General features: G+C 38.5%; 15 protein-coding genes and 1 riboswitch. Of the genes, 14 read left to right on the forward strand and 1 reads right to left on the reverse strand.

Translation table 11 applies throughout. The features are described 5' to 3' along the window. Positions 1-31 precede the first annotated feature (31 nt). The 5 genes from FHY60_RS04655 to FHY60_RS18445 all read left to right on the forward strand — a co-directional run bounded on the left by FHY60_RS04655 (position 32) and on the right by FHY60_RS18445 (position 5658). Entirely contained in the window at positions 32-1153 is a 1122-nt protein-coding gene (locus FHY60_RS04655) for a murein hydrolase activator EnvC family protein (RefSeq protein ID WP_139903892.1), read from the forward strand. Between the two features lie 253 nt (positions 1154-1406). Then, entirely contained in the window at positions 1407-2747 is a 1341-nt protein-coding gene (locus FHY60_RS04660) for a S41 family peptidase (RefSeq protein ID WP_139906287.1), read from the forward strand. Between the two features lie 16 nt (positions 2748-2763). Further along, positions 2764-4098 (forward strand): PDZ domain-containing protein, encoded by a 1335-nt coding sequence (locus FHY60_RS04665; RefSeq protein WP_139903894.1) that lies wholly within the window; start codon positions 2764-2766, stop codon positions 4096-4098. Between the two features lie 128 nt (positions 4099-4226). Next, complete coding sequence (locus FHY60_RS04670) at positions 4227-5534, forward strand: IS91 family transposase (RefSeq protein WP_139903760.1); 1308 nt, start codon at positions 4227-4229, stop codon at positions 5532-5534. Next, positions 5524-5658, forward strand: coding sequence for a hypothetical protein (locus FHY60_RS18445; protein WP_279230385.1), 135 nt, complete (start codon positions 5524-5526; stop codon positions 5656-5658). The genes FHY60_RS04670 and FHY60_RS18445 overlap by 11 nt, the downstream gene beginning before the upstream one ends. Before the next feature lie 57 nt (positions 5659-5715). Here FHY60_RS18445 and FHY60_RS04675 read toward each other — a convergent pair whose 3' ends face one another. Beyond that, positions 5716-6411, reverse strand: coding sequence for a hypothetical protein (locus tag FHY60_RS04675; protein ID WP_139903896.1), 696 nt, complete (start codon positions 6409-6411; stop codon positions 5716-5718). 328 nt (positions 6412-6739) lie between these two features. Between FHY60_RS04675 and FHY60_RS17810 the strand changes: the two genes are divergently transcribed. From FHY60_RS17810 to FHY60_RS04715, 9 genes are all read left to right on the forward strand, one after another. Continuing rightward, positions 6740-6904 (forward strand): hypothetical protein, encoded by a 165-nt coding sequence (locus tag FHY60_RS17810; protein WP_163193845.1) that lies wholly within the window; start codon positions 6740-6742, stop codon positions 6902-6904. Positions 6905-7311: 407 nt separating this feature from the next. After that, entirely contained in the window at positions 7312-9306 is a 1995-nt protein-coding gene (uvrB, locus tag FHY60_RS04680) for an excinuclease ABC subunit UvrB (RefSeq protein WP_139903898.1), read from the forward strand. 26 nt (positions 9307-9332) lie between these two features. Continuing rightward, positions 9333-12155 (forward strand): excinuclease ABC subunit UvrA, encoded by a 2823-nt coding sequence (gene uvrA / locus FHY60_RS04685; RefSeq protein ID WP_139906288.1) that lies wholly within the window; start codon positions 9333-9335, stop codon positions 12153-12155. Positions 12156-12221: 66 nt separating this feature from the next. Beyond that, positions 12222-12659 (forward strand): FHA domain-containing protein, encoded by a 438-nt coding sequence (locus FHY60_RS04690; protein ID WP_139903900.1) that lies wholly within the window; start codon positions 12222-12224, stop codon positions 12657-12659. A 53-nt stretch (positions 12660-12712) separates the two neighbouring features. Further along, on the forward strand, positions 12713-13912 hold the full coding sequence (locus FHY60_RS04695; RefSeq protein WP_139903902.1) for an FtsW/RodA/SpoVE family cell cycle protein: 1200 nt from the start codon (positions 12713-12715) through the stop codon (positions 13910-13912). Positions 13913-13936: 24 nt separating this feature from the next. Continuing rightward, entirely contained in the window at positions 13937-15355 is a 1419-nt protein-coding gene (locus tag FHY60_RS04700) for a peptidoglycan D,D-transpeptidase FtsI family protein (RefSeq protein WP_139903904.1), read from the forward strand. Positions 15356-15383: 28 nt separating this feature from the next. Further along, positions 15384-17261, forward strand: coding sequence for an excinuclease ABC subunit UvrC (gene uvrC / locus FHY60_RS04705; protein ID WP_139903905.1), 1878 nt, complete (start codon positions 15384-15386; stop codon positions 17259-17261). A 122-nt stretch (positions 17262-17383) separates the two neighbouring features. Then, entirely contained in the window at positions 17384-18307 is a 924-nt protein-coding gene (murB, locus tag FHY60_RS04710; protein WP_139903907.1) for a UDP-N-acetylmuramate dehydrogenase, read from the forward strand. A 133-nt stretch (positions 18308-18440) separates the two neighbouring features. Next, a riboswitch (purine riboswitch) is annotated at positions 18441-18540 on the forward strand. 204 nt (positions 18541-18744) lie between these two features. Further along, positions 18745-20169 (forward strand): NCS2 family permease, encoded by a 1425-nt coding sequence (locus FHY60_RS04715; RefSeq protein ID WP_139903908.1) that lies wholly within the window; start codon positions 18745-18747, stop codon positions 20167-20169. The last annotated feature ends 81 nt before the right edge of the window (positions 20170-20250 follow it).

Below are 20250 nucleotides of genomic sequence, written 5' to 3' on the forward strand. Positions count from 1 at the left end.
CTTAATTCTTAATTAGAAAAGTGGTGGGAGTATGAAAAAGTCTGTCAGCTGCTTACTGGTTTTCATTTTGGCAGTTATGCTGCCCGTTAAGGTTTTTGCAGATGAGCTGAAAGATGCAAAGGGACAATTAGAAGAAGCTAAGAAGTCAATAACAGAGAACAAGGAAAAGCTAAAGGACATACAGGCTGAACAGAAGAGTACAGAAGAGCAGCTTAAGTCCTTAGACAGCAAAATGAATGAAATTTCCGATGAAATTGATAAGCTGAGAAGCAGCATTGACTTAACCAGTGAAGAGATTGAGAATATAAGGGCTGAAATTGAAGCTAAGCTTATAGAAATAGAGGAACAGCAGGAACTCTTGGATAAAAGGCTTTCTGCCATGTATAAAAGGGGGAATTTAGGCTATTTGAGCGTTATTTTTACTTCTGCTGACTTCTCAGAACTGCTTCAGAGGACTATATATGTGGAAAAAATAGCAGCTACGGATAAGAAGCTCATCGAGTCCATAATAGAAAACAAAAGGCAGTTTGAGGATAAGAAGGAAGGTTTAGAGGTAAAAAAGGCCCAATTAGAAGAGGCTAAAGCTATCAGTGCTCAAAAGCTGGCTGAATTGGACAAGCAATCCGATGAAAAGAAGAGCTTCATGAAAAAGCTTGAAAATGACAAGGCAGCCTACGAAAAATTGATAGAAGAGGAAGAAGCAGCGGCCAAGGCTTTAAAAGAGAAGATCAAGAAGCTTGAGGCGATAAAGGTGAGTAACGGCAAGATGTACTGCGTTACGGGAAAACCTTACACCATAACGTCCTACTATGGAAACAGACTTCATCCTGTACTAGGTACATATAGATTTCATGCAGGAATTGATATTGGAGTATACACAGGAACACCAATATACGCCTTGAAAGATGGTGTAGTTGTTTATTCAGGAACCATGAGCGGTTACGGCAAGGTAATAATGATACACCATGGCGACATAATAAGTCTCTACGCACATAATTCCTCCCTGGTTCTAAATGAAGGGGCTCAGGTTAAAGGTGGACAACTTATTGCCTACTCAGGAAACACAGGCCTATCCTCCGGCCCTCATCTGCATTTTGAAATAAGAAAGACAAACGGTGAAACGGTGGATGCACTGAATTATTACGTGAGATAGGTGTTAATTGAAAGTTTTAAGTTGGGGAGATTTTTCTCAGTTTCACTGGGAAAAATCTCTTTTTAATTACTCATTACTCACTGCTAATTACTCATTGATAAAAATCTTGTAGCTAAATTAAATTAATAGTGCTAAAATAAATTTGGCTTAAATATGGAACAATATAAAAATAAGGAATAAATATTTTAAAAGTCGGCATAAAATATAGAATATGTATAGTATTACTATACTGTTAAGAATAGGGGTGTTAATGATGCATTACAACGGAATTGAAGAAAAAGAAGACGAATTACTTAACAAAGAAAGGTTGAAGCTTTCCAGCAGAAGGGGAAGGATACTCTTTCTTGTACTGATATTTTTATTTACTAATATATTCTCAGTATTTATTGGCAATAGGATTGCTGTATCAACCGGTGCCAAAGTTGCGGTGGAGAAATCGGAATATGACAAAATAAAGGACTTGGAGTCGGTTATAGATAAGGAGGAAAATGAAGATTTAAATGCGGCCTTGAGCCAGTACAGCGGAGTACTTAAATTTAAAAAGCTCTTTGAGATTAAGGAACTGCTGGAAAAATACTATTATGAAGACATAGATGAAGATAAGATGATAGAAGGGGCCATTAAAGGCTTGACAGAATCCCTGGAGGATCCATATACTGTATTTATGAATCAGAAGGAATATGAAGAATTCAATACCGGCACCGTAGGCTCCTATGTTGGTGTAGGCTTACAGGTTGGGGTCAAGAATGAAAAAATAACTGTTATTTCTGCTTTTGAGGATTCTCCCGCAAAAAAAGCAGGCATCTTGACCGGTGACGTCATTACAAAGGTAAATGACAAGGACGTTACGGGAAAAGACCTGGAATTAGCGGTGTCAATGATGAGGGGAAAAGAGGGAGAAGTCGTAAATTTGACAATCTACCGAGAAGGCACCGGGTTTATAGAGGTTTCAGTAAAACGTGCAACTATAGTAATCCAGACAGTGAAGGGTGAAATGCTGGAGGACAATATCGGATACATAGAACTGAGCATGTTTGATGAGAAAACCGATGAGGATTTTATAAAAGCTGCTAAAGAACTGAAGGCTCAAGGAATGAAGGGACTAATATTAGACCTGAGAGGCAATCCAGGAGGACTTTTGGAAACCTGTGTAAATATCAGCTCTCAGTTTGTTGAGAAAGGGAAACTGATCGTATCTCAAAAGTTCAAGGACGGAAGTGAATCCACAACCAAAGCTAATGACGGAGGCTTGCTTATAGGTATGCCGCTGGTAGTGCTTACTAATGAAGGAAGTGCCAGTGCTTCAGAAATATTGTCCGGTGTAATCAGGGACTATAATATAGGAACTCTTGTGGGAACCAAGACCTTTGGAAAAGGAGTGGTTCAGACAATAGTAAAAACCGGATCAGGAACTGCCTTAAAGGTTACTATATCAAAATACTATACACCTAACGGAGAAAATATAGATAAAGTTGGTATTAACCCTCATATTGAAGCTGAATATCCTAAGGAATTGTTAACTAAGACCTATGACAGAGCAACAGATCCTCAGTTTAGCAAGGCAGTGGAGGTTATAAAGAGCAAATTAAAATAAGGGGGATTCACTATTAATGGATTTAGCAATATATACGGTAAAGGCAGTAGCACAGGCTATTGTAGGTTCTGGATATACAACTATTTTAATAATGTTGTCACTGATTCTCTACTTTCAAAATAGAAAAACTGCTGTCATGCAAAAGGCTATAATAGGGGAGAGTATAAACTCTCCTCTTGAACTAACAATTTCTCAAGTGGTTTTGGGTATCCTTGGTGGAGCCCTCGGCAGCATACTTCTTACCTATTCCGGGGTCATGTTTGATGAAAAGTCTGGCATAGAGCTTATATTTTTAACATCTGTGGTTTTGACTCTTGTAAAACCCAGATTTATATGTTTTGCCTATTCGGGGGCGGTTCTTGGAGCCCTATCCTTACTAACCAATGATATATATATTTATTTTACCGGAAAACCGGCCTTAGAGGGATTTTTAAAACTGGACATTACAGCCTTGATGACTATGGTTGGTATACTCCATATAGTAGAAGGGCTTTTAGTAGCACTAGATGGAAACAGGGGAGCCATACCGGTCTTTTCAAACACCAATGGAAAAATTGCCGGCGGCTATGCTCTAAAAAGATACTGGCCAATCCCGGTGGTTTTGATGCTGCTTACAGTTGTAACAGCAGGAGATGGCACCGACGTATCCACTACCACCATAATGACTCCGGACTGGTGGCCAGTAATAAAGACCAGTCATGCGGCAAAACTTCTGGAAACCGCTGTATTAGCAGCTGCTCCCATATATGCTATGTTAGGCTATAGTTCAGTAACCTTTACAAAGACCAAGAGGGAAAAGGCATTAAGCTCTGGCCTGTATATATTTATATATGGCATAGTACTAACTGCAGTAGCACAGCTTGCTAGGTTTGACAATATTGTAATTTCTTTATTTGTTGTGGCATTTGCACCTCTGGCCCATGAGCTTATGTTAAAACTTCAGGCTCTCAAGGAAGTCAGGGGAAAAGCAAAATACGTCAGCGACGAAGATGGAATTGTGGTGCTGGAGGTAGCGCCAAATTCTCCGGCTGCTCACATGGGAATCAAAGCCGGGGACAGGTTAATGGAAATCAACAACCGCATAATTGAAAGCGAAAAGGATGTACTTGAAGGCATAAAGCAAACCCTGGGCAAGATGGAAGTAAAGATCAAACAGGTAAATGGCGCTGTAAAAGAGCTTCAATATGGAACCTTTGCTGCAGGTCAGAGACTGGGAGTAGTATTTGTCCCACGATATGTGCCAAAGGAAGGTATGGTAATGGGCTATGAAAATATGAAGTTCAAGGATTTTATGGACAAAATCCAAGAAAATGATGAAGATGAAGACGAGGATGAAAATAACGAGGATTAAAAGGTGATGAACCGGAACTGATTGGAGGTCAGTTCCGGTATTTTTTACTCTATAGGAAATTATGTATTTAAGAAATTGTGGATAACTTCGATTATTTAAGTGTATCTGTATTTATCTAGGTGATTGCTATGAATAAGATAACCATAAAAATGATTCTGGAACATAAATGGTATGAATTCAAAGATAAGTTATCATATAGATTGCCTAAAGATATGCGAGAGCATATCTTTAATGTCGTTGAAAAATCTCTTCATTGTGGAGAAATTAATAAAGGTTACGCTGAGTACATGTGTTTCAATTGTGGAGAGAGTATTAAAGTAGGGTTCACTTGTAAAAGTAAGTTCTGTGTGAAATGTGGAAGGCTATACACGCTGAAATGGGTAGAAAAGCAGCAAGAGAATATGCTAAATGTAGTACATAGACATAGCGTATTTACTATACCTGAGGAACTTAGAAATTATTTTTATAAAAGAAGAGAGATGCTTAAAGACCTGATGGACGGAGTCTATCAAGTAATTGACTATTGGTACAAAAAACATAAGGGCAAGAGTTATGAGGTGGGTGTAATAGCGGTAATTCATACTTTTGGACGAGACTTAAAATGGAATCCTCATGTGCATGCACTTGTTACTGAAGGGGCTATTAACAATAAATATAGCTGGTGGAAGCCGGTAGAATATATACCATATGAATACCTAAGGAAGTCTTGGCAAAAAATTGTTTTAGATATCATAAAGAAATATTTTAAGGATTATAAAACTAGAAAATTAATTAGTACCTTGTACAGGGTATATAAAGATGGTTTTTATGTTAATGCAGACAGAGCCCTTACAGATATGAAAAAAGCCACTAAATACATAGGGAGATATCTTGCAAGAGCTGCGATAGCAGAGTATAGAATTGAAAGCTATGATGGTGAGAATGTAACCTTTTGGTACGAAGACCATGATACCGGTGAACATATAAAAGTTACATTGGATGTATTAACGTTCATTGGAAAGCTGGTACAACAAATTCATAAAAAAGGCTTTAAGTGCGTTAGAAGGTATGGTCTATATTCAAGGAAGAAAAATGCTTTGGCTAAAGAAATAATACACTTGTATAAGTTTGTTAAACAGTTAAAGATTTCAGATATTCTAAATAGAAAAAAGAAACAAGAAAAAAAGAGGTGGAAGCAGAGAATAATAGAGACTTTTGATAGAAATCCATTAGAATGCAGAAAGTGTAAAAAAGAAATGGAATTATGGAAAATCTGGCATGATGACTATGGTTTGATATATGATATAAGGGAATCAACCTATAAGGAGGATAAACCAGATGGATCCAATAGACGAATATTATTACGAACTCAATCCAATAGAGAAAGAAATTGTGTACAAATATCAATGCCGCAAGTGCGGTTTCGAAGAGTGGGCCCCAGCCTTTGTGGTAGATGAGATTGCATACATGGATGAGATTCTTGAGGAAGACTCTAAATGTGAAGATTTGGGAATGCCTATTTTGGTATGCCCTCGTTGTAATGCAGACTTTTATTTTACCGGTGACATTGAAAAGCAATAGAGTGGCGTTAGCCACTCTATTGAGAGTCCCCGTTAGGGGATTTTTTTATTAAGTGCATTAAGCTGCTGTAGGATAACCTAACACAATTTTATTTATTTTCCCGTCTTTAACTAATAAAACACATCCCATACAAGTTGACATATTCCAGTTGTATGACTTAATCTCGTCTTCGGTAATAATACCGCCCATATAAGTACCTTCACTATATTCGCTAAAGTAATTATCTGGTCTTAATTGGTGCAAAACTATATATATATTTGCGTCTTGATTGTCAGCGTTCTTAGGTAATGACTTGAACTTCATTTCCTTTAAATCTGCAATATTATCTCCTACTTTAACACCATTAATAGAATATTTACTTCCTGTAATCACATATCTTAACGCATTACTATCCTCTATTTTTTTATTATCAAAGCCTAAGTCAAAATCTATTTCTATATCGTCATATACTGCTACTGCAAAATATTGAGGCTCTGAACAGGCAGGTGGAGTAACTTTATAATGCTTTATCTCCTTTGGGTCTCCCAAGTTACTTATTATGTCTTTGTAATTAGCTTGTAGAATTGGTTTACCATTGATTAATGTATCTTTTAATGTAAAATCATTAGTCTTTTTATCATTGGTGGTACTTAAAGTTTCCGTTGAAGCTTTGTTCTGGAAGCTTTCATTAGTTTTTCCTTTCGTCTGACAACCAATCATTACTCCCGTGATTAAGAGTAATCCAAGTGTTAGTGCCATTACTTTCTTCAACATATAAATCACCCTATTAAACTAATTATTTTTTGTAATTATTTTACTATATAATTAGTGTTTTTAGCAATTATAAAGTACCGAAAGGTAATATTTTTTTCTTACAATGCCCTTCCGCCGGAACTGGAAATAGTGTAGGATAAAAAAGTAAGAGCACCCTCAATATGTCCTGGCTGACATAAATATGAATGAGAGTGCTCCACTTAAGCAAGATGATAATATTATATTTATTCAAGGATGTCAACAGCTATTCTGACTTGATGGACTAGATAGGCCTGGTACAGAGGAATACATACTAACTCATCTTAAAGTTGCAGGTTTAGGAACACCATTGTTTACTGATGAAGCTATCAATGAGATATTTCAGTATACTGCAGGGATACCTAGAAAAATAAACAATCTTTGTGAGAAATGCTTGTTGGAAGGATATATTCATGAGAAAAAACTTATTGATGATATTTTAGTAAAAAGAGTTATAAAGAATGAGTTTGAATAATATCTACGCTGCCATTTAGGCAGCATTTTTTAAAATCATACAAAATGAAAGCATTGTTAGTATTGCAATAGATAGTAAAAATAAGTTTTATGCACAGACAAACGATTTTAAGAATAGCAAATGCAAAATCTATTGTTATAGTGATATATAGAGTGGAACAAGGCTTATGTTTTAGAGATAAAAAATCGTTAATGCATCAGCTCCGTTTTAATTTAATCTAAGGCCCCCATTACCACAACTTACTTGTGGACTAACAAATTTCATTATCATACAATTAATTAGTTGACATATAAAATGCAAAAGGATAGAATATTAGATGACGAACTTATATTCGTGATTCTATTCATGATTATACACTTAAAAGTAGGTTATAATGTAAAGAGAATAAGTTAAGCGGAGATGGTGGTATGGGAGAATTTAAGATTAAATCCAGCTATAAGCCTACCGGTGACCAGCCGGCAGCTATAGATAAATTGGTTAAATCCATTCAGGCCGGCAATAGGGGGCAGACCCTCTTGGGAGTTACCGGTTCCGGTAAGACCTTTACGATGGCCAATATTATAGAAAGAGTTCAGAAGCCTACCTTGGTTTTGGCCCATAATAAGACCCTGGCTGCACAGCTTTGTTCAGAGTTTAGAGAGTTTTTCCCGGACAGTGCCGTAGAGTATTTCGTATCTTATTACGATTACTACCAACCTGAGGCATATGTTCCGCAGACAGATACCTTCATAGAAAAGGATGCCTCTATCAATGATGAAATTGAAAGGTTAAGACACTCTGCCACTTCAGCTCTTTTTGAGAGAAGAGATGTAATTATAGTGGCTTCAGTTTCTTGTATATACGGCTTGGGTAATCCGGAAGAATATAAGAACCTGACTATTTCTTTGAGACAGGGTATGCAGAAGGATAGAGACGAAATAATAAAGAAGCTTGTAGAAATACAATATGAAAGAAATGAAATAGATTTTCACCGTGGTACCTTCAGAGTTAGGGGGGACGTGTTAGACATCGTACCTTCAAACTCAGTATCCAGAGGAATCAGGGTGGAGTTTTTTGGTGATGAAATTGATAGAATCCGGGAATTTGATATATTGACTGGAGAACTTTTAAAGGACCTAAAGCATGTATCCATATTCCCGGCCTCCCACTTTGCTACTTCAGCAGAACGTCTTGAAGTGGCCATAAGGAAAATAGAAGAGGAATTAGAGGAGAGACTTAAAGAACTAATAGCCCAGGATAAGGTGCTGGAAGCTCAACGATTAAAACAAAGGACAAATTTTGATATAGAGATGATGAGAGAGGTTGGCTACTGCAGTGGTATAGAAAACTATTCCAGAATATTGGATGGAAGAGACCCTGGGACACCACCTCAGACACTTTTAGACTATTTTCCTGAAGACTTTCTGCTGTTTATAGACGAAAGCCACGTTACCCTTCCACAGGTAAGAGCCATGTATGCCGGTGATCGGTCCAGAAAGAACACTTTAGTGGACTATGGCTTCAGACTGCCTTCTGCCTTTGACAACAGACCTCTTAAATTTGAAGAGTTTGAACAAAAGATTAAGCAGGTTGTCTTTGTCAGTGCTACACCTGCAGCCTATGAACTTGACCATTCCAGTGAGGTTGCAGAACAGATTATAAGACCTACAGGCCTGTTAGATCCTGAGATAGTACTCAAGCCTGTAAAAGGTCAGATAGACGATTTGTATGCCAATATTCAGGAAACCATAGCCAAGGGCTTTAGAATACTGGTAACAACCTTGACCAAGAGAATGGCAGAGGATCTGACTAAATATTTAAAGGATCTTAATGTTAAGACAACTTATCTTCATTCTGACATCGATACTATAGAAAGAATGAAGATTATCAGAGATCTTAGGGCAGGTGAATTTGACGTTCTAGTTGGTATAAACCTTTTAAGAGAAGGTTTGGACATTCCTGAAGTTGCCCTGGTGGCTATCTTGGATGCTGACAAGGAAGGCTTCTTAAGATCAGAGACCTCCTTGATACAGACCATCGGTAGAGCGGCCAGAAACAGTGAAAGCAAGGTTATTATGTATGCTGACGTGGTTACAAATTCCATGCAGAGGGCCATAAGTGAAACTAACAGAAGAAGAGCAATCCAGATGAAGTATAATGAAGACCATGGAATTACACCAACTACTGTAATAAAGCAGATTAGAGATATCATTGAAGTTTCCAGGGTATCCGAGGAAGGGGCACAATACCGCAGCTTTGAAGAGGCCTTGGAAGGTACCAAGGAAAACTTAGAAAAGACCATAGAAAAATTTGAAGCAGAGATGAGGGCCGCTTCCAAAGACCTGCAATTCGAAAGGGCGGCACAGCTTAGAGATCAAATCTTTGAGTTAAGGAAAAAGTTGAACAGGATCAGTAAAAGTTAATTGAGAGAGAATTGAGGTTGAAATACATGAGAGAGACTATAAAGATTAAGGGGGCCAGAGTTCATAATCTTAAGAATGTGGACCTTGAAATACCAAGAGATAAGCTTGTGGTATTTACAGGATTGTCCGGTTCGGGTAAGTCTTCTTTGGCCTTTGATACCCTATATGCTGAAGGCCAGAGAAGATATGTAGAATCACTTTCTTCTTATGCAAGAATGTTCTTAGGACAGATGGATAAGCCTGACGTGGACTATATTGAAGGCTTGTCACCGGCTATTTCCATAGATCAAAAGACTACCAGCAGAAATCCCCGTTCCACTGTTGGTACAGTTACAGAAATATACGATTACCTGAGACTGCTCTATGCCAGAATAGGTATACCTCACTGTCCTAAGTGCGGTAAGGAAATCCAGCAGCAGTCAGTAGACCAAATGGTAGATAAGGTTATGGAGCTTCCTGAAAGAAGCAAGATACAGGTCATTGCTCCTATAGTCCGAGGAAGAAAAGGAGAACATGAAAAAGTAATCGAAAATATAAAGAAGAATGGCTTTGTAAGGGCCAGAATTGACGGGGAAATCTACGACTTGTCCGAAGACGAAGTAAAGCTTCAAAAGAATATAAAGCATACTATTGAAGCAGTTGCAGACAGATTGGTAGTAAAGGCAGACATAAGAAGCCGTTTGGCAGATTCTATCGAAACCGCCCTAAAATTAGCAGAAGGACTTGTAATTATAAATGTCATGGACGGTGAGGATATTTTATTCAGTGAAAAGTTTGCCTGTGCTGAATGCGGCATCAGTATAGATGAATTGGCTCCAAGATTATTTTCCTTTAACTCACCTTTCGGAAAGTGCGACCATTGTGATGGTCTAGGTACTTTATTGGAGATAGATGAGAACCTGGTCTTGCCGGACAGGAGCAAGAGCATCTTAGAAGGTGCCTTTGCCACATGGGGGGAGGGAAGATTAAAGGAAGACTCCTGGACTTACAGCGTAATGACAGCCTTGAGTGAAAAATATAAATTCGATTTAAATACTCCAATAAATGAACTGCCTGATAAAATTGTGGACATTTTGCTTTACGGTACTAAAGGTGAAAAGGTCCTTGTAAAGTATGATAAAGAGTTTTCTTCCGGTGAATTCTGGCACAGCTTTGAAGGGGAAATTAACTCCTTAAAGAGACGGTATATGGAGACCAATTCCGACTATATAAAGGCAGAAATAGAGCAGTTCATGAGTGACAACCCATGTCCTAAATGTAAGGGGGCCAGATTAAAGCCGGAAGCTCTGGCTGTGACTGTAGGAAATAAAAATATAAATGAATTCTGCAGACTTTCTATAAAAGATGAACTGGATTTCATAAATAATCTGGAACTTTCTGTGAAGAATAAGATTATAAGTGATCAGATTGTGAAAGAAATAAGCAGCAGATTGAAATTTTTAGTGGATGTGGGGCTGGATTATCTGGACTTGGCCAGAACCGCAGGAACACTTTCCGGAGGAGAGGCACAGAGAATCAGACTGGCTACTCAGATAGGCTCATCCTTGGTAGGTGTGCTCTATATATTGGATGAACCAAGCATAGGACTTCATCAGAGGGACAATGATAAGCTCATTGCAACCTTGAAGCATTTACGGGATATCGGTAATACACTTGTAGTTGTTGAGCATGATGAGGATACCATAAGGGCAGCGGATTTTGTAGTGGATATCGGTCCGGGAGCAGGAGAGCATGGTGGTAATATAATTGCAGCCGGTCCACTGGATGTGATTAAGTCCACTGAAGCATCTATTACAGGACAATATTTGACCGGTAAAAAGAAGATAGAGGTACCGGACCAGAGGAGAAAGCCAAATGGAAACTGGATTAAGGTTAAGGGGGCCAGGGAAAATAACCTTAAGAATATAAATGTGGATTTCCCGCTGGGGGTATTCACTGCAGTTACCGGAGTATCCGGTTCCGGAAAGAGTACCTTGGTAAATGAAATCCTGTATAAGGGCTTATATAAGCTGATCAACAAGTCAAGAGCCATCCCGGGAGCTCACAGGGAGATACTTGGGTATGAAAATATAGATAAGATTATCGACATAGATCAAAGTCCTATAGGAAGAACTCCAAGATCAAATCCTGCCACCTATACCGGTGTTTTTGATATCATAAGAGAAATCTATGCCAACTCTTCAGAAGCAAAGCTAAGAGGCTACAAGCCCGGAAGATTCAGCTTTAATGTGAAGGGCGGCCGCTGTGAGGCCTGTTCCGGAGACGGTATAATTAAAATAGAAATGCAGTTCCTCTCCGATGTTTATGTACCCTGTGAAGTCTGCAAGGGTAAGAGGTATAACAGAGAAACTCTTGAGGTGAAGTACAAGGGTAAAAATATAGATGACCTTTTAAACATGACTGTAGAAGAGGCCTTGGAGTTCTTTGAAAATATTCCAAGGGTAAAAAATAAGATTCAAACCTTATATGATGTAGGCTTAGGCTATATAAGGCTTGGCCAACCTTCAACACAACTATCCGGAGGAGAGGCTCAAAGAATTAAATTGGCCTATGAGCTTTCGAAGAAAAGCACCGGAAAGACCCTGTACATCTTGGATGAACCTACTACCGGTCTTCATATTGATGACGTCAGAAGGTTGATACAAATACTGCAAAGGCTTGTAGATGCAGGCAATACTGTTATAGTTATCGAGCACAATCTGGATGTTATAAAATGTGTTGACTATATCATAGATTTAGGGCCTGAAGGCGGAGCTAAAGGTGGAACTGTCATTGCCACCGGTACACCGGAGGAAATAAGTGTAAATAAAAATTCTTATACGGGACAATATCTTAAAAAGATGTTATAATTAATTTTAGACTAGCATAAAGTATTTAATGCTAGTCTTTAAAATATTATTATGGCAGGTGATATTATGATAGATTATGCAAGTATTTTCAGGCCTATTTTTATTATTCTATTCATACTGATTATATACATTATTATATTTATGGCTTTAAGGATTATGTATAAGGATGTTAAAAATGGGGATAAAAAGAAGATTTTAAAAAAGTCCTGGGGGTTAGAAGTAATTGCAGCTCCTGAGAATTCCAATCTGGGCAAAGGCAGCATTATTCCTATAAACCGCTTGATTACCATTGGCCGAAAGGAAGACAATATGGTTATTTTAAATGATCCCTATGCTTCCGGCTATCACGCAAAGGTGTATGTAAGAAATACGGACTACTATCTTGAGGACCTGAACAGTACCAACGGTACTCTGCTAAATGAAGAAAAGGTTGAAGGCAAGGTCATGCTGGAACCTGGAGATGAGATACGCATTGGTACTACCTTGTTTAAGGTAATAGGATAATTCAATGTCAGTATTATTTATGCAGATTAATAAGCTTAAAAGAAGGTGATTACTTGAAGAGCAGAAGAGGAGAACTCAGGCTTTTGTTCATGACCTATTTATTATGCTTTGCTATTTTTGGAAACCTATTTGTATTAAAGCAGCCTTTTGATAAAGGGGCCCTGGTAATGGCCCTTATCATATGTCTGCTTTTTACCTATGGCTACATAATCATCCGAAAATTTTTTCCTGATGGGGACAAATTCATAATAATGTTTACGGCAATATTTTCGGTTATAGGCATTGGAATGCTCTATAGGCTTAATACTGCCTTGGCAATAAAACAGGTGGTGTGGTATACCCTGGGCATGGCCGGCTTTATTGCTTTGGTTGTGCTGCTGCCGGATGTAAAGACCTTTGCCAAGTACAAGTACCTATATTTGATAATTACATTAATTCTTATGTCCATGGCTACCTTTATAGGAACGGAAAGAGGCGGTGCAAAAAACTGGGTATCCTTGGGCCCCATCGGCTTTCAGCCCTCAGAACTTGGAAAACTCTTTCTCATTGCCTATCTGGCGTCGGCTTTAAAGGACTATAAGGACATAAAAACCCTGATCCAGCCCGCGCTCATAGTGATGGTTTCCTTGGGCTTCATGGTGCTTCAGAGAGATTTGGGATCTGCTCTCATATTCTTTGGATTTTCTGTGACCATGCTGTATATTTCCACTTCTAAGTTTAAGTATGTGGCTGTTTGTCTGCTGCTGTTCTTGGCAGGTGGTTTTATCAGTTACAAGATGTTCTCTCATGTACAGACAAGAGTAGACATCTGGATAAATCCCTGGGCGGACCCAACCAACAAGGGCTATCAGCTGGTGGAATCACTAATGGCCATAGCTTCCGGCGGCTTTTTTGGCACGGGACTAGGTATGGGCCATCCAAATTTTATACCTGTGGTTGAAAGTGACTTTATCTTCGCAGCCATATGCGAGGAATTTGGTATCTTTATGGGGTTTGGAATTATAATCTTATTCTTCCTTCTTTTCTATCGCTGCATGAGAGCCTCACTATATGTAGAAGATAAGTTTTCTCAGCTGCTGGCAGTGGGCTACAGTGCTATGATAGCCAGTCAGGTTTTAGTGATTATAGGCGGCGTGGTAGGTGCCATTCCACTTACCGGAATCACTCTGCCTATTATCAGCTATGGAGGTACTTCCATGTTTGCTACCTTCTTTGCATTAGGTATAATACAGAAGATTTCGGAAGAAGGTTGATTTTAATCGGATAAGGAGGTTATTATGGGCGATTTGTCTGTTAATATAAAGAAAGTTCTTATTGTGTTTTTGTTGCTTTTTGTGGCCCTGATATCTTATTTTAGCTATTTTATAGCAGTGAAGGGGCCGGCCATCGCAAACAATTCACAGAATAAGAGACTTTGGGCTAAGAGGAATGAAGTTTTAAGAGGGACTATCTATGATAGAGATGGTAATGCCTTAACTAAAAGTGAGAAGGAGAGTACTTTAACTCAAAAGAGAGAATATACCGGTGGGGCCTTATTTGCCCATGCTCTGGGGTATGTGGACCAGAGATATGGAATAACCGGTTTGGAAGCCACTTATGATCAGGAGCTCATGGCAGATAATTCTCTTTCATATTTTGAGCTGATCAGAAATAAGGGGGAAGTTAAGGAAAAAATAGGCCACAGCATAAAAACTACTCTGGATTCAGATGTTCAAAGGGCAGCCTATGATTTATTGGGAGACCGTAAAGGTTCTGTTGTAGTGCTTGATCCTAAGACCGGAGAAATTCTTGCTATGGTTTCAAAGCCTTCCTTTGATCCTAATAATCTGGAAGAGATATGGAAGGATATAAATGCAAATGAGGATAGGCCACTGCTGAACCGTTCTGTTTCAGGCCTATATCCTCCGGGGTCTATTTTTAAGGTAATTACGGCCGCTGCAGCACTGGAAAATATTGAAGGGGTAGAGGATAGGATCTTTGAAGACAAGGGAAAGATTGTTTTTAACAGCAAGTATTCACTGAGTAATTATGGTGGCAGTGTCATGGGAAATATCAATTTGAGAACTGCCTTTATGAAGTCCAGCAATGTGGTTTTTGGAACCTTGGCCATGGAATTAGGAAATGATAAATTAAAGGACGTGGCAGAGAAGTTTTATTTTAACCGGGACATTAAGGGCGATGGTATTGTGGTGGATAACAGCAGATTCCCGGAGATACCAAAGACCGAGCCGGGAAATATGGCTCAAAGCGGTATAGGCCAGAGCAGTATATTGGCTACTCCTATGGAAATGGCCTTGACAGCAGCTACCATAGCCAACGGCGGAGTGATGATGAAACCAAAGCTTGTTAGTGAAGTCTTGACCTTTGAAAATGAGAGTATAAGGGTCATACCCGATGAAAAATTGGCACAGGCTACTTCCAAGGAAGTAGCAGATACCATAGGCAGCTACATGAAGGACGTTGTTACCAGCGGTACCGGTAAAGCTGCCGCTGTAAGTGGTGTACAGGTAGCTGGTAAGACAGGTACAGCAGACCATAGTGAAGAAGGTGAGCCTCATTCCTGGTTTATCGGCTTTGCTCCCTACGAAAATCCTAAAGTAGCTATAGCGGTTATTGTGGAAAAAGGAGGTACCGGCGGCGGGGCTGCTTCAAAGATAGCCTCCCGAGTTATTCAAAAGGCACTAGAGAAGAGATAATTTCTTTAATTTTAAGGAAGTGAGAGAAATGTTTGATTTTGAATACCAATTAAAAATGCTCCCGGATAAACCGGGAGTATATCTCATGAAGAATTCCCTGGGTGAAGTTATATATGTAGGTAAGGCAAAGGTGCTGAAAAATAGAGTCAGACAATACTTCCAAAACTCATCCAACCATTCTGCGAAGGTTGTGGCTATGGTTAAAAACATAGCTGAGTTTGAGTACATCGTGACAGACTCTGAGAGTGAAGCCCTCATACTAGAATGTAATTTAATTAAAAAGTATAGACCCAGGTATAACATCTTATTAAAGGATGACAAGCATTATCCCTTTATTAAGATAACTACCAATGAAGATTTCCCAAGGGTATTCACCACAAGAAATTATGTAAAGGACGGAAATAAGTATTTCGGCCCTTATACCGATGTGTCTGTAGTTTATGAGACCTTAGAATTGATAAGAAAAATATTTCCCCTAAGAAACTGCAAGAGAAATATAGTTGAAAACGGAGAAGTCACAAGACCCTGCTTAAACTATCATATAGGCATGTGCAAGGCTCCCTGTGCAGGGCTGATATCAAAAGAGGAATATAGAAAGATAGTCCTGGATGTAATAAATCTCTTATCCGCAAGGGATACGGAGGTATTGAAAAAACTTAAAAAGGATATGGAAGCCGCGGCGGAAAATCTGGAGTTTGAGAAAGCGGCGGCCTTAAGAGATAAAATTAATGCTGTGGAGAAAATTCAAGAAAGACAGAAAATCATTACCGGTAGCTTTGAGGATGAAGATTATATCGATATCTACAGCGATGAAAAAGATACCTGTGCTCAAGTATTCTTTATGAGACAGGGAAAGGTTGTAGGGCGAGAACACTTTATTCTTGAAGACACTGCCGGTGAAGAACCAGGAGAAATTATCTCCCAGATTATTAAAGAATTTTATGGCGGCACCCCCTTTATTCCATCCCATATATACATACATGATATTGTGGACCAAGACCTGCTGGAGGAGTGGCTATCAACTAAGAAGGGGAGTAAGGTATCTCTCAAGGTACCTAAGCGTGGAGAAAAGGTTCAATTCCTTGAGATGGTAAAAAAGAATGCCAAGATGACTCTGGAACAGTTCAAGCAGAAGCTGCTCATGGATAAAGAAATACAGGGGACGGTTCTCAAGGAATTAGCAGAATTACTGGAGCTGGATGAGCTGCCTCACAGAATAGAGAGTTATGATATTTCAAATATTCAGGGCTTTGATTCCGTTGGAAGTATGATCGTCTTTGAGGAAGGCAAGGCCAAGAACAGCGATTATAGAAGATTTAAAATAAAATCTGTAATAGGTGCCAACGATTATGACAGCATGCGTGAAATATTAGAAAGAAGGTTCCGTCACGGCCTTGAAGAAGTCAAAAATATTCAGGAAAGAAAGCTGGAGTTCAGCAATGGGAAGTTCTCCGTGTTTCCAGACCTCATATTGATGGATGGAGGACGGGGCCAGGTTAATGTGGCCCTTGAGGTATTGGAGGAGCTAGGCATCAACATACCCGTTGCCGGCATGGTAAAGGATGATAGTCACAAAACAAGAGGTTTAATATATAATAATATTGAGCTTCCCATTAAACCTAATTCAAAGGTTATGCAGTTGATTACAAGGATCCAGGATGAGGTGCATAGATTTGCTATTACCTATCACAGAACCCTAAGGGATAAGAGGACCCTTCATTCAGTGCTGGATGAGATTCCTAATATAGGCGAGAAGAGAAGGATTGCACTGTTAAAGAAATTTGGGTCTGTAGAAAATATCAAAAATGCGACTATAGAAGAATTACTGGAGACACCTTCTATAGATAGAAGGGCAGCGGAAAGTATAAAATGCTATTTTACGTATCAAAGGCAAAAAAATGGTTAATACTGATAAGTATAGAATAATTGAATAATATACTTGATGGATTAGTTTGCTATAATGTATACTGATGTTGGTGTCTTTAGACTTAATATGTTTAGTTAACAATATGTGTTAGGGGAAGAAATATGAAGAATTATTTATACCTATTAGGTGAAATCAAGGAAATCGTTGGAGAAAGTAATGTTCTAGCAGATGAGCCGATGAAAAACCACACTTCCTTTAAGGTGGGGGGCCCGGCAGACATATTTGTTATACCAAAGGACTATCAGGAAGTACAGCAATTAGTTAAAGTTTGCAAGGATCAGAATGTACCCTATTTTATCATTGGCAATGGTTCAAACCTTTTAGTTAAAGACGGTGGGATAAGAGGGGTAGTTATTAAACTTACGGCTTTAAACAAAATAGAGGTTCAAGGAAACAAAATTATTGCCCAAAGCGGTGCTCTTCTCAGTGATGTGTCCACATGTGCTTTGGACCATAGTCTCACAGGATTCGAATTTGCCTGCGGAATTCCCGGCTGTGTAGGAGGGGCTGTGGCTATGAATGCCGGTGCCTACATAAGCGAAATGAAAAATGTAATAGAAAATGCACTTGTCATTGATAATGATGCCAATATAAGAAGATTGGATTTGCAGGAACTGGAACTGAGTTATAGAAACAGCATTATACTAAAACAGGGCTTTATTGTTTTGGAAGCAGTGTTTAACTTAAAACCAGGAAATTACAATGACATAAAAACTCTCATTGATGATTTGCAGAAAAGAAGAACAGACAAACAGCCACTGGATTACCCATCTGCAGGAAGTACCTTTAAGCGCCCTGAGGGCTATTTCGCGGGAAAGCTTATCGAGGACTCCAACCTAAAAGGTGTGTCCATTGGAGGTGCGCAAGTTTCCAATAAACACAGTGGTTTCATTATAAATACCGGAAATGCCACAGCAAAAGATATCTTAAGCTTAATTGCCTACGTTCAAAAGACTGTATTTGAAAAGTTTGGCGTTGAGCTTCATACAGAGGTAAGAATCATGGGCGAGGAACTTAATAATTAAGACCAAGAGCTTGGGACTTCTCAGGCTCTTTTTTACAAGATTTATTGGTAAAACCTTTTTATTACAGAAGATACATATTCTTTGCATTGATATATTATGAACAAGGTGTTAATATAAATGAAGCGAAAAAAAGTAAAAGCTAAATAATTCCATCCATATAAGTCTGATAATAGGGTTCAGACGTTTCTACGAAGCACCGATAATGCTTCCCTATGGGTAATCTTCCGGATGCAATTCCACCATGAGATTTATCCATATTTTCTGGTGGAATTTTTGATTTTAATAATTTTTTTATTATTTCCTTTGAATCATATTCTTTTATTATTTTTTAGTATCTAGGTCCAAACAGTTCTCAAAGAACCAATAAGAAGAAAGCACTAAAAAGTACTAAAGAAGTTTCAAAGCGTATCAAAAGAGCATTTAGGAGGGACAGTTTAATGAAACAACAAAGTACAAAAGATGGAAAAGGTGGCTTATTAGAAAGAACCTTTAAGCTATCAGAAAATGGTACAACCATAAGGACAGAAGTTATTGCGGGATTTACTACATTTATAACAATGGCTTATGCATTATTGGTTATACCGAATGTTTTGAAGATTTCCGGCATGAACGCAGCTGGAATTATGGGGGACGGTTCACAAGATTTGAGCATTATCAATGACCCCTATGTGGCTTCAGCTTTTACAGCCATATGTATTGTATCAGCAATAAGTACCCTGATAATGGGGCTTTATGCTAATCTTCCTTTTGCCGTTGCACCGGGAATTGGACTAACGGCCTTTTTCACATATGGAGTTTGTATGACTCTTGGATTTACATGGCAGCAGGCTTTGGCAGCTGTTTTTATATCAGGATTATTATTTATCTTAATAACTGTTACGTCTTTAAGAGAAAAAATAGTAGATTGCCTGCCCAAAAACATTAAGATTGCCATTACAGCAGGAATAGGCTTGTTCATAGCCTTGATTGGCTTAAAAAGTGGTGGCTTAATTATATCTAATCCGGATACATTGGTATCCTTTGGCGATTTTACTCAACCTAAACCCATATTAACGATAATAGGTATAGCTTTAATGGGAATTATGATGGCTAGAAAGGTGAAAGGAGCCATGCTTCTTTCAATAATCATTACTACAATAATTGGAATTCCACTAGGAGTTACGGATATTAGTAATATACAATTTATTGGTATGCCTAAATCCTTTGCGCCAACTTTTATGGCCATGGATTTTAAAGGTTTATTGAGCCACAATGGTTCTGGTATAATAGGAGCCTTAACCAGTGTAATAATGGTTGTACTTACTTTCAGCTTAGTTGACCTATTTGATACCATAGGGACTTTAGTTGGAACAGCACAAAAGGCTGACATGGTATTACCTGACGGGAAAATAAAAAATATGAGAAAGGCACTACTTACAGATGCTATAGCAACAACAATAAGTTCAATGTTTGGCTTAACAACTACTTCAACATATGTTGAGTCTACAGCCGGAATTGCAGAAGGCGGTAGGACAGGTTTATCGTCTACTGTTGTATCTATATTATTCATATTAGCCTTATTCTTCGGTGGAATTGTTGGGATTGTTCCTTCAGAGGCAACTGCTCCGGCCCTTGTTATTGTGGGGATACTTATGATGGAATCTATAAAAGATGTGGATTTCAGTGACTTTACAGAAGCCCTGCCTGCTTTCTTCACTATAGCAATCATGCCATTCAGCTACAGCATAGCCAATGGTATTGCTGCAGGAATAATTTTTTATCCAATAATGAAATTGGCTACAGGTCGACATAAGGAAGTACATACTATAATGTACGTTCTTGCAGGATTGTTTATCTTAAGATTTATACTATTACCTCAATAATTATATATTTGATTAGTACAGCAGCATGATATTTATTATAATATTATGCTGCTTTTATTTATTATTTTGGCATAACAGCTT

It is taken from the genome of Clostridium thermarum, assembly GCF_006351925.1.
Classification (GTDB): Bacteria; Bacillota; Clostridia; order Clostridiales; family Clostridiaceae; genus Clostridium_AU; species Clostridium_AU thermarum.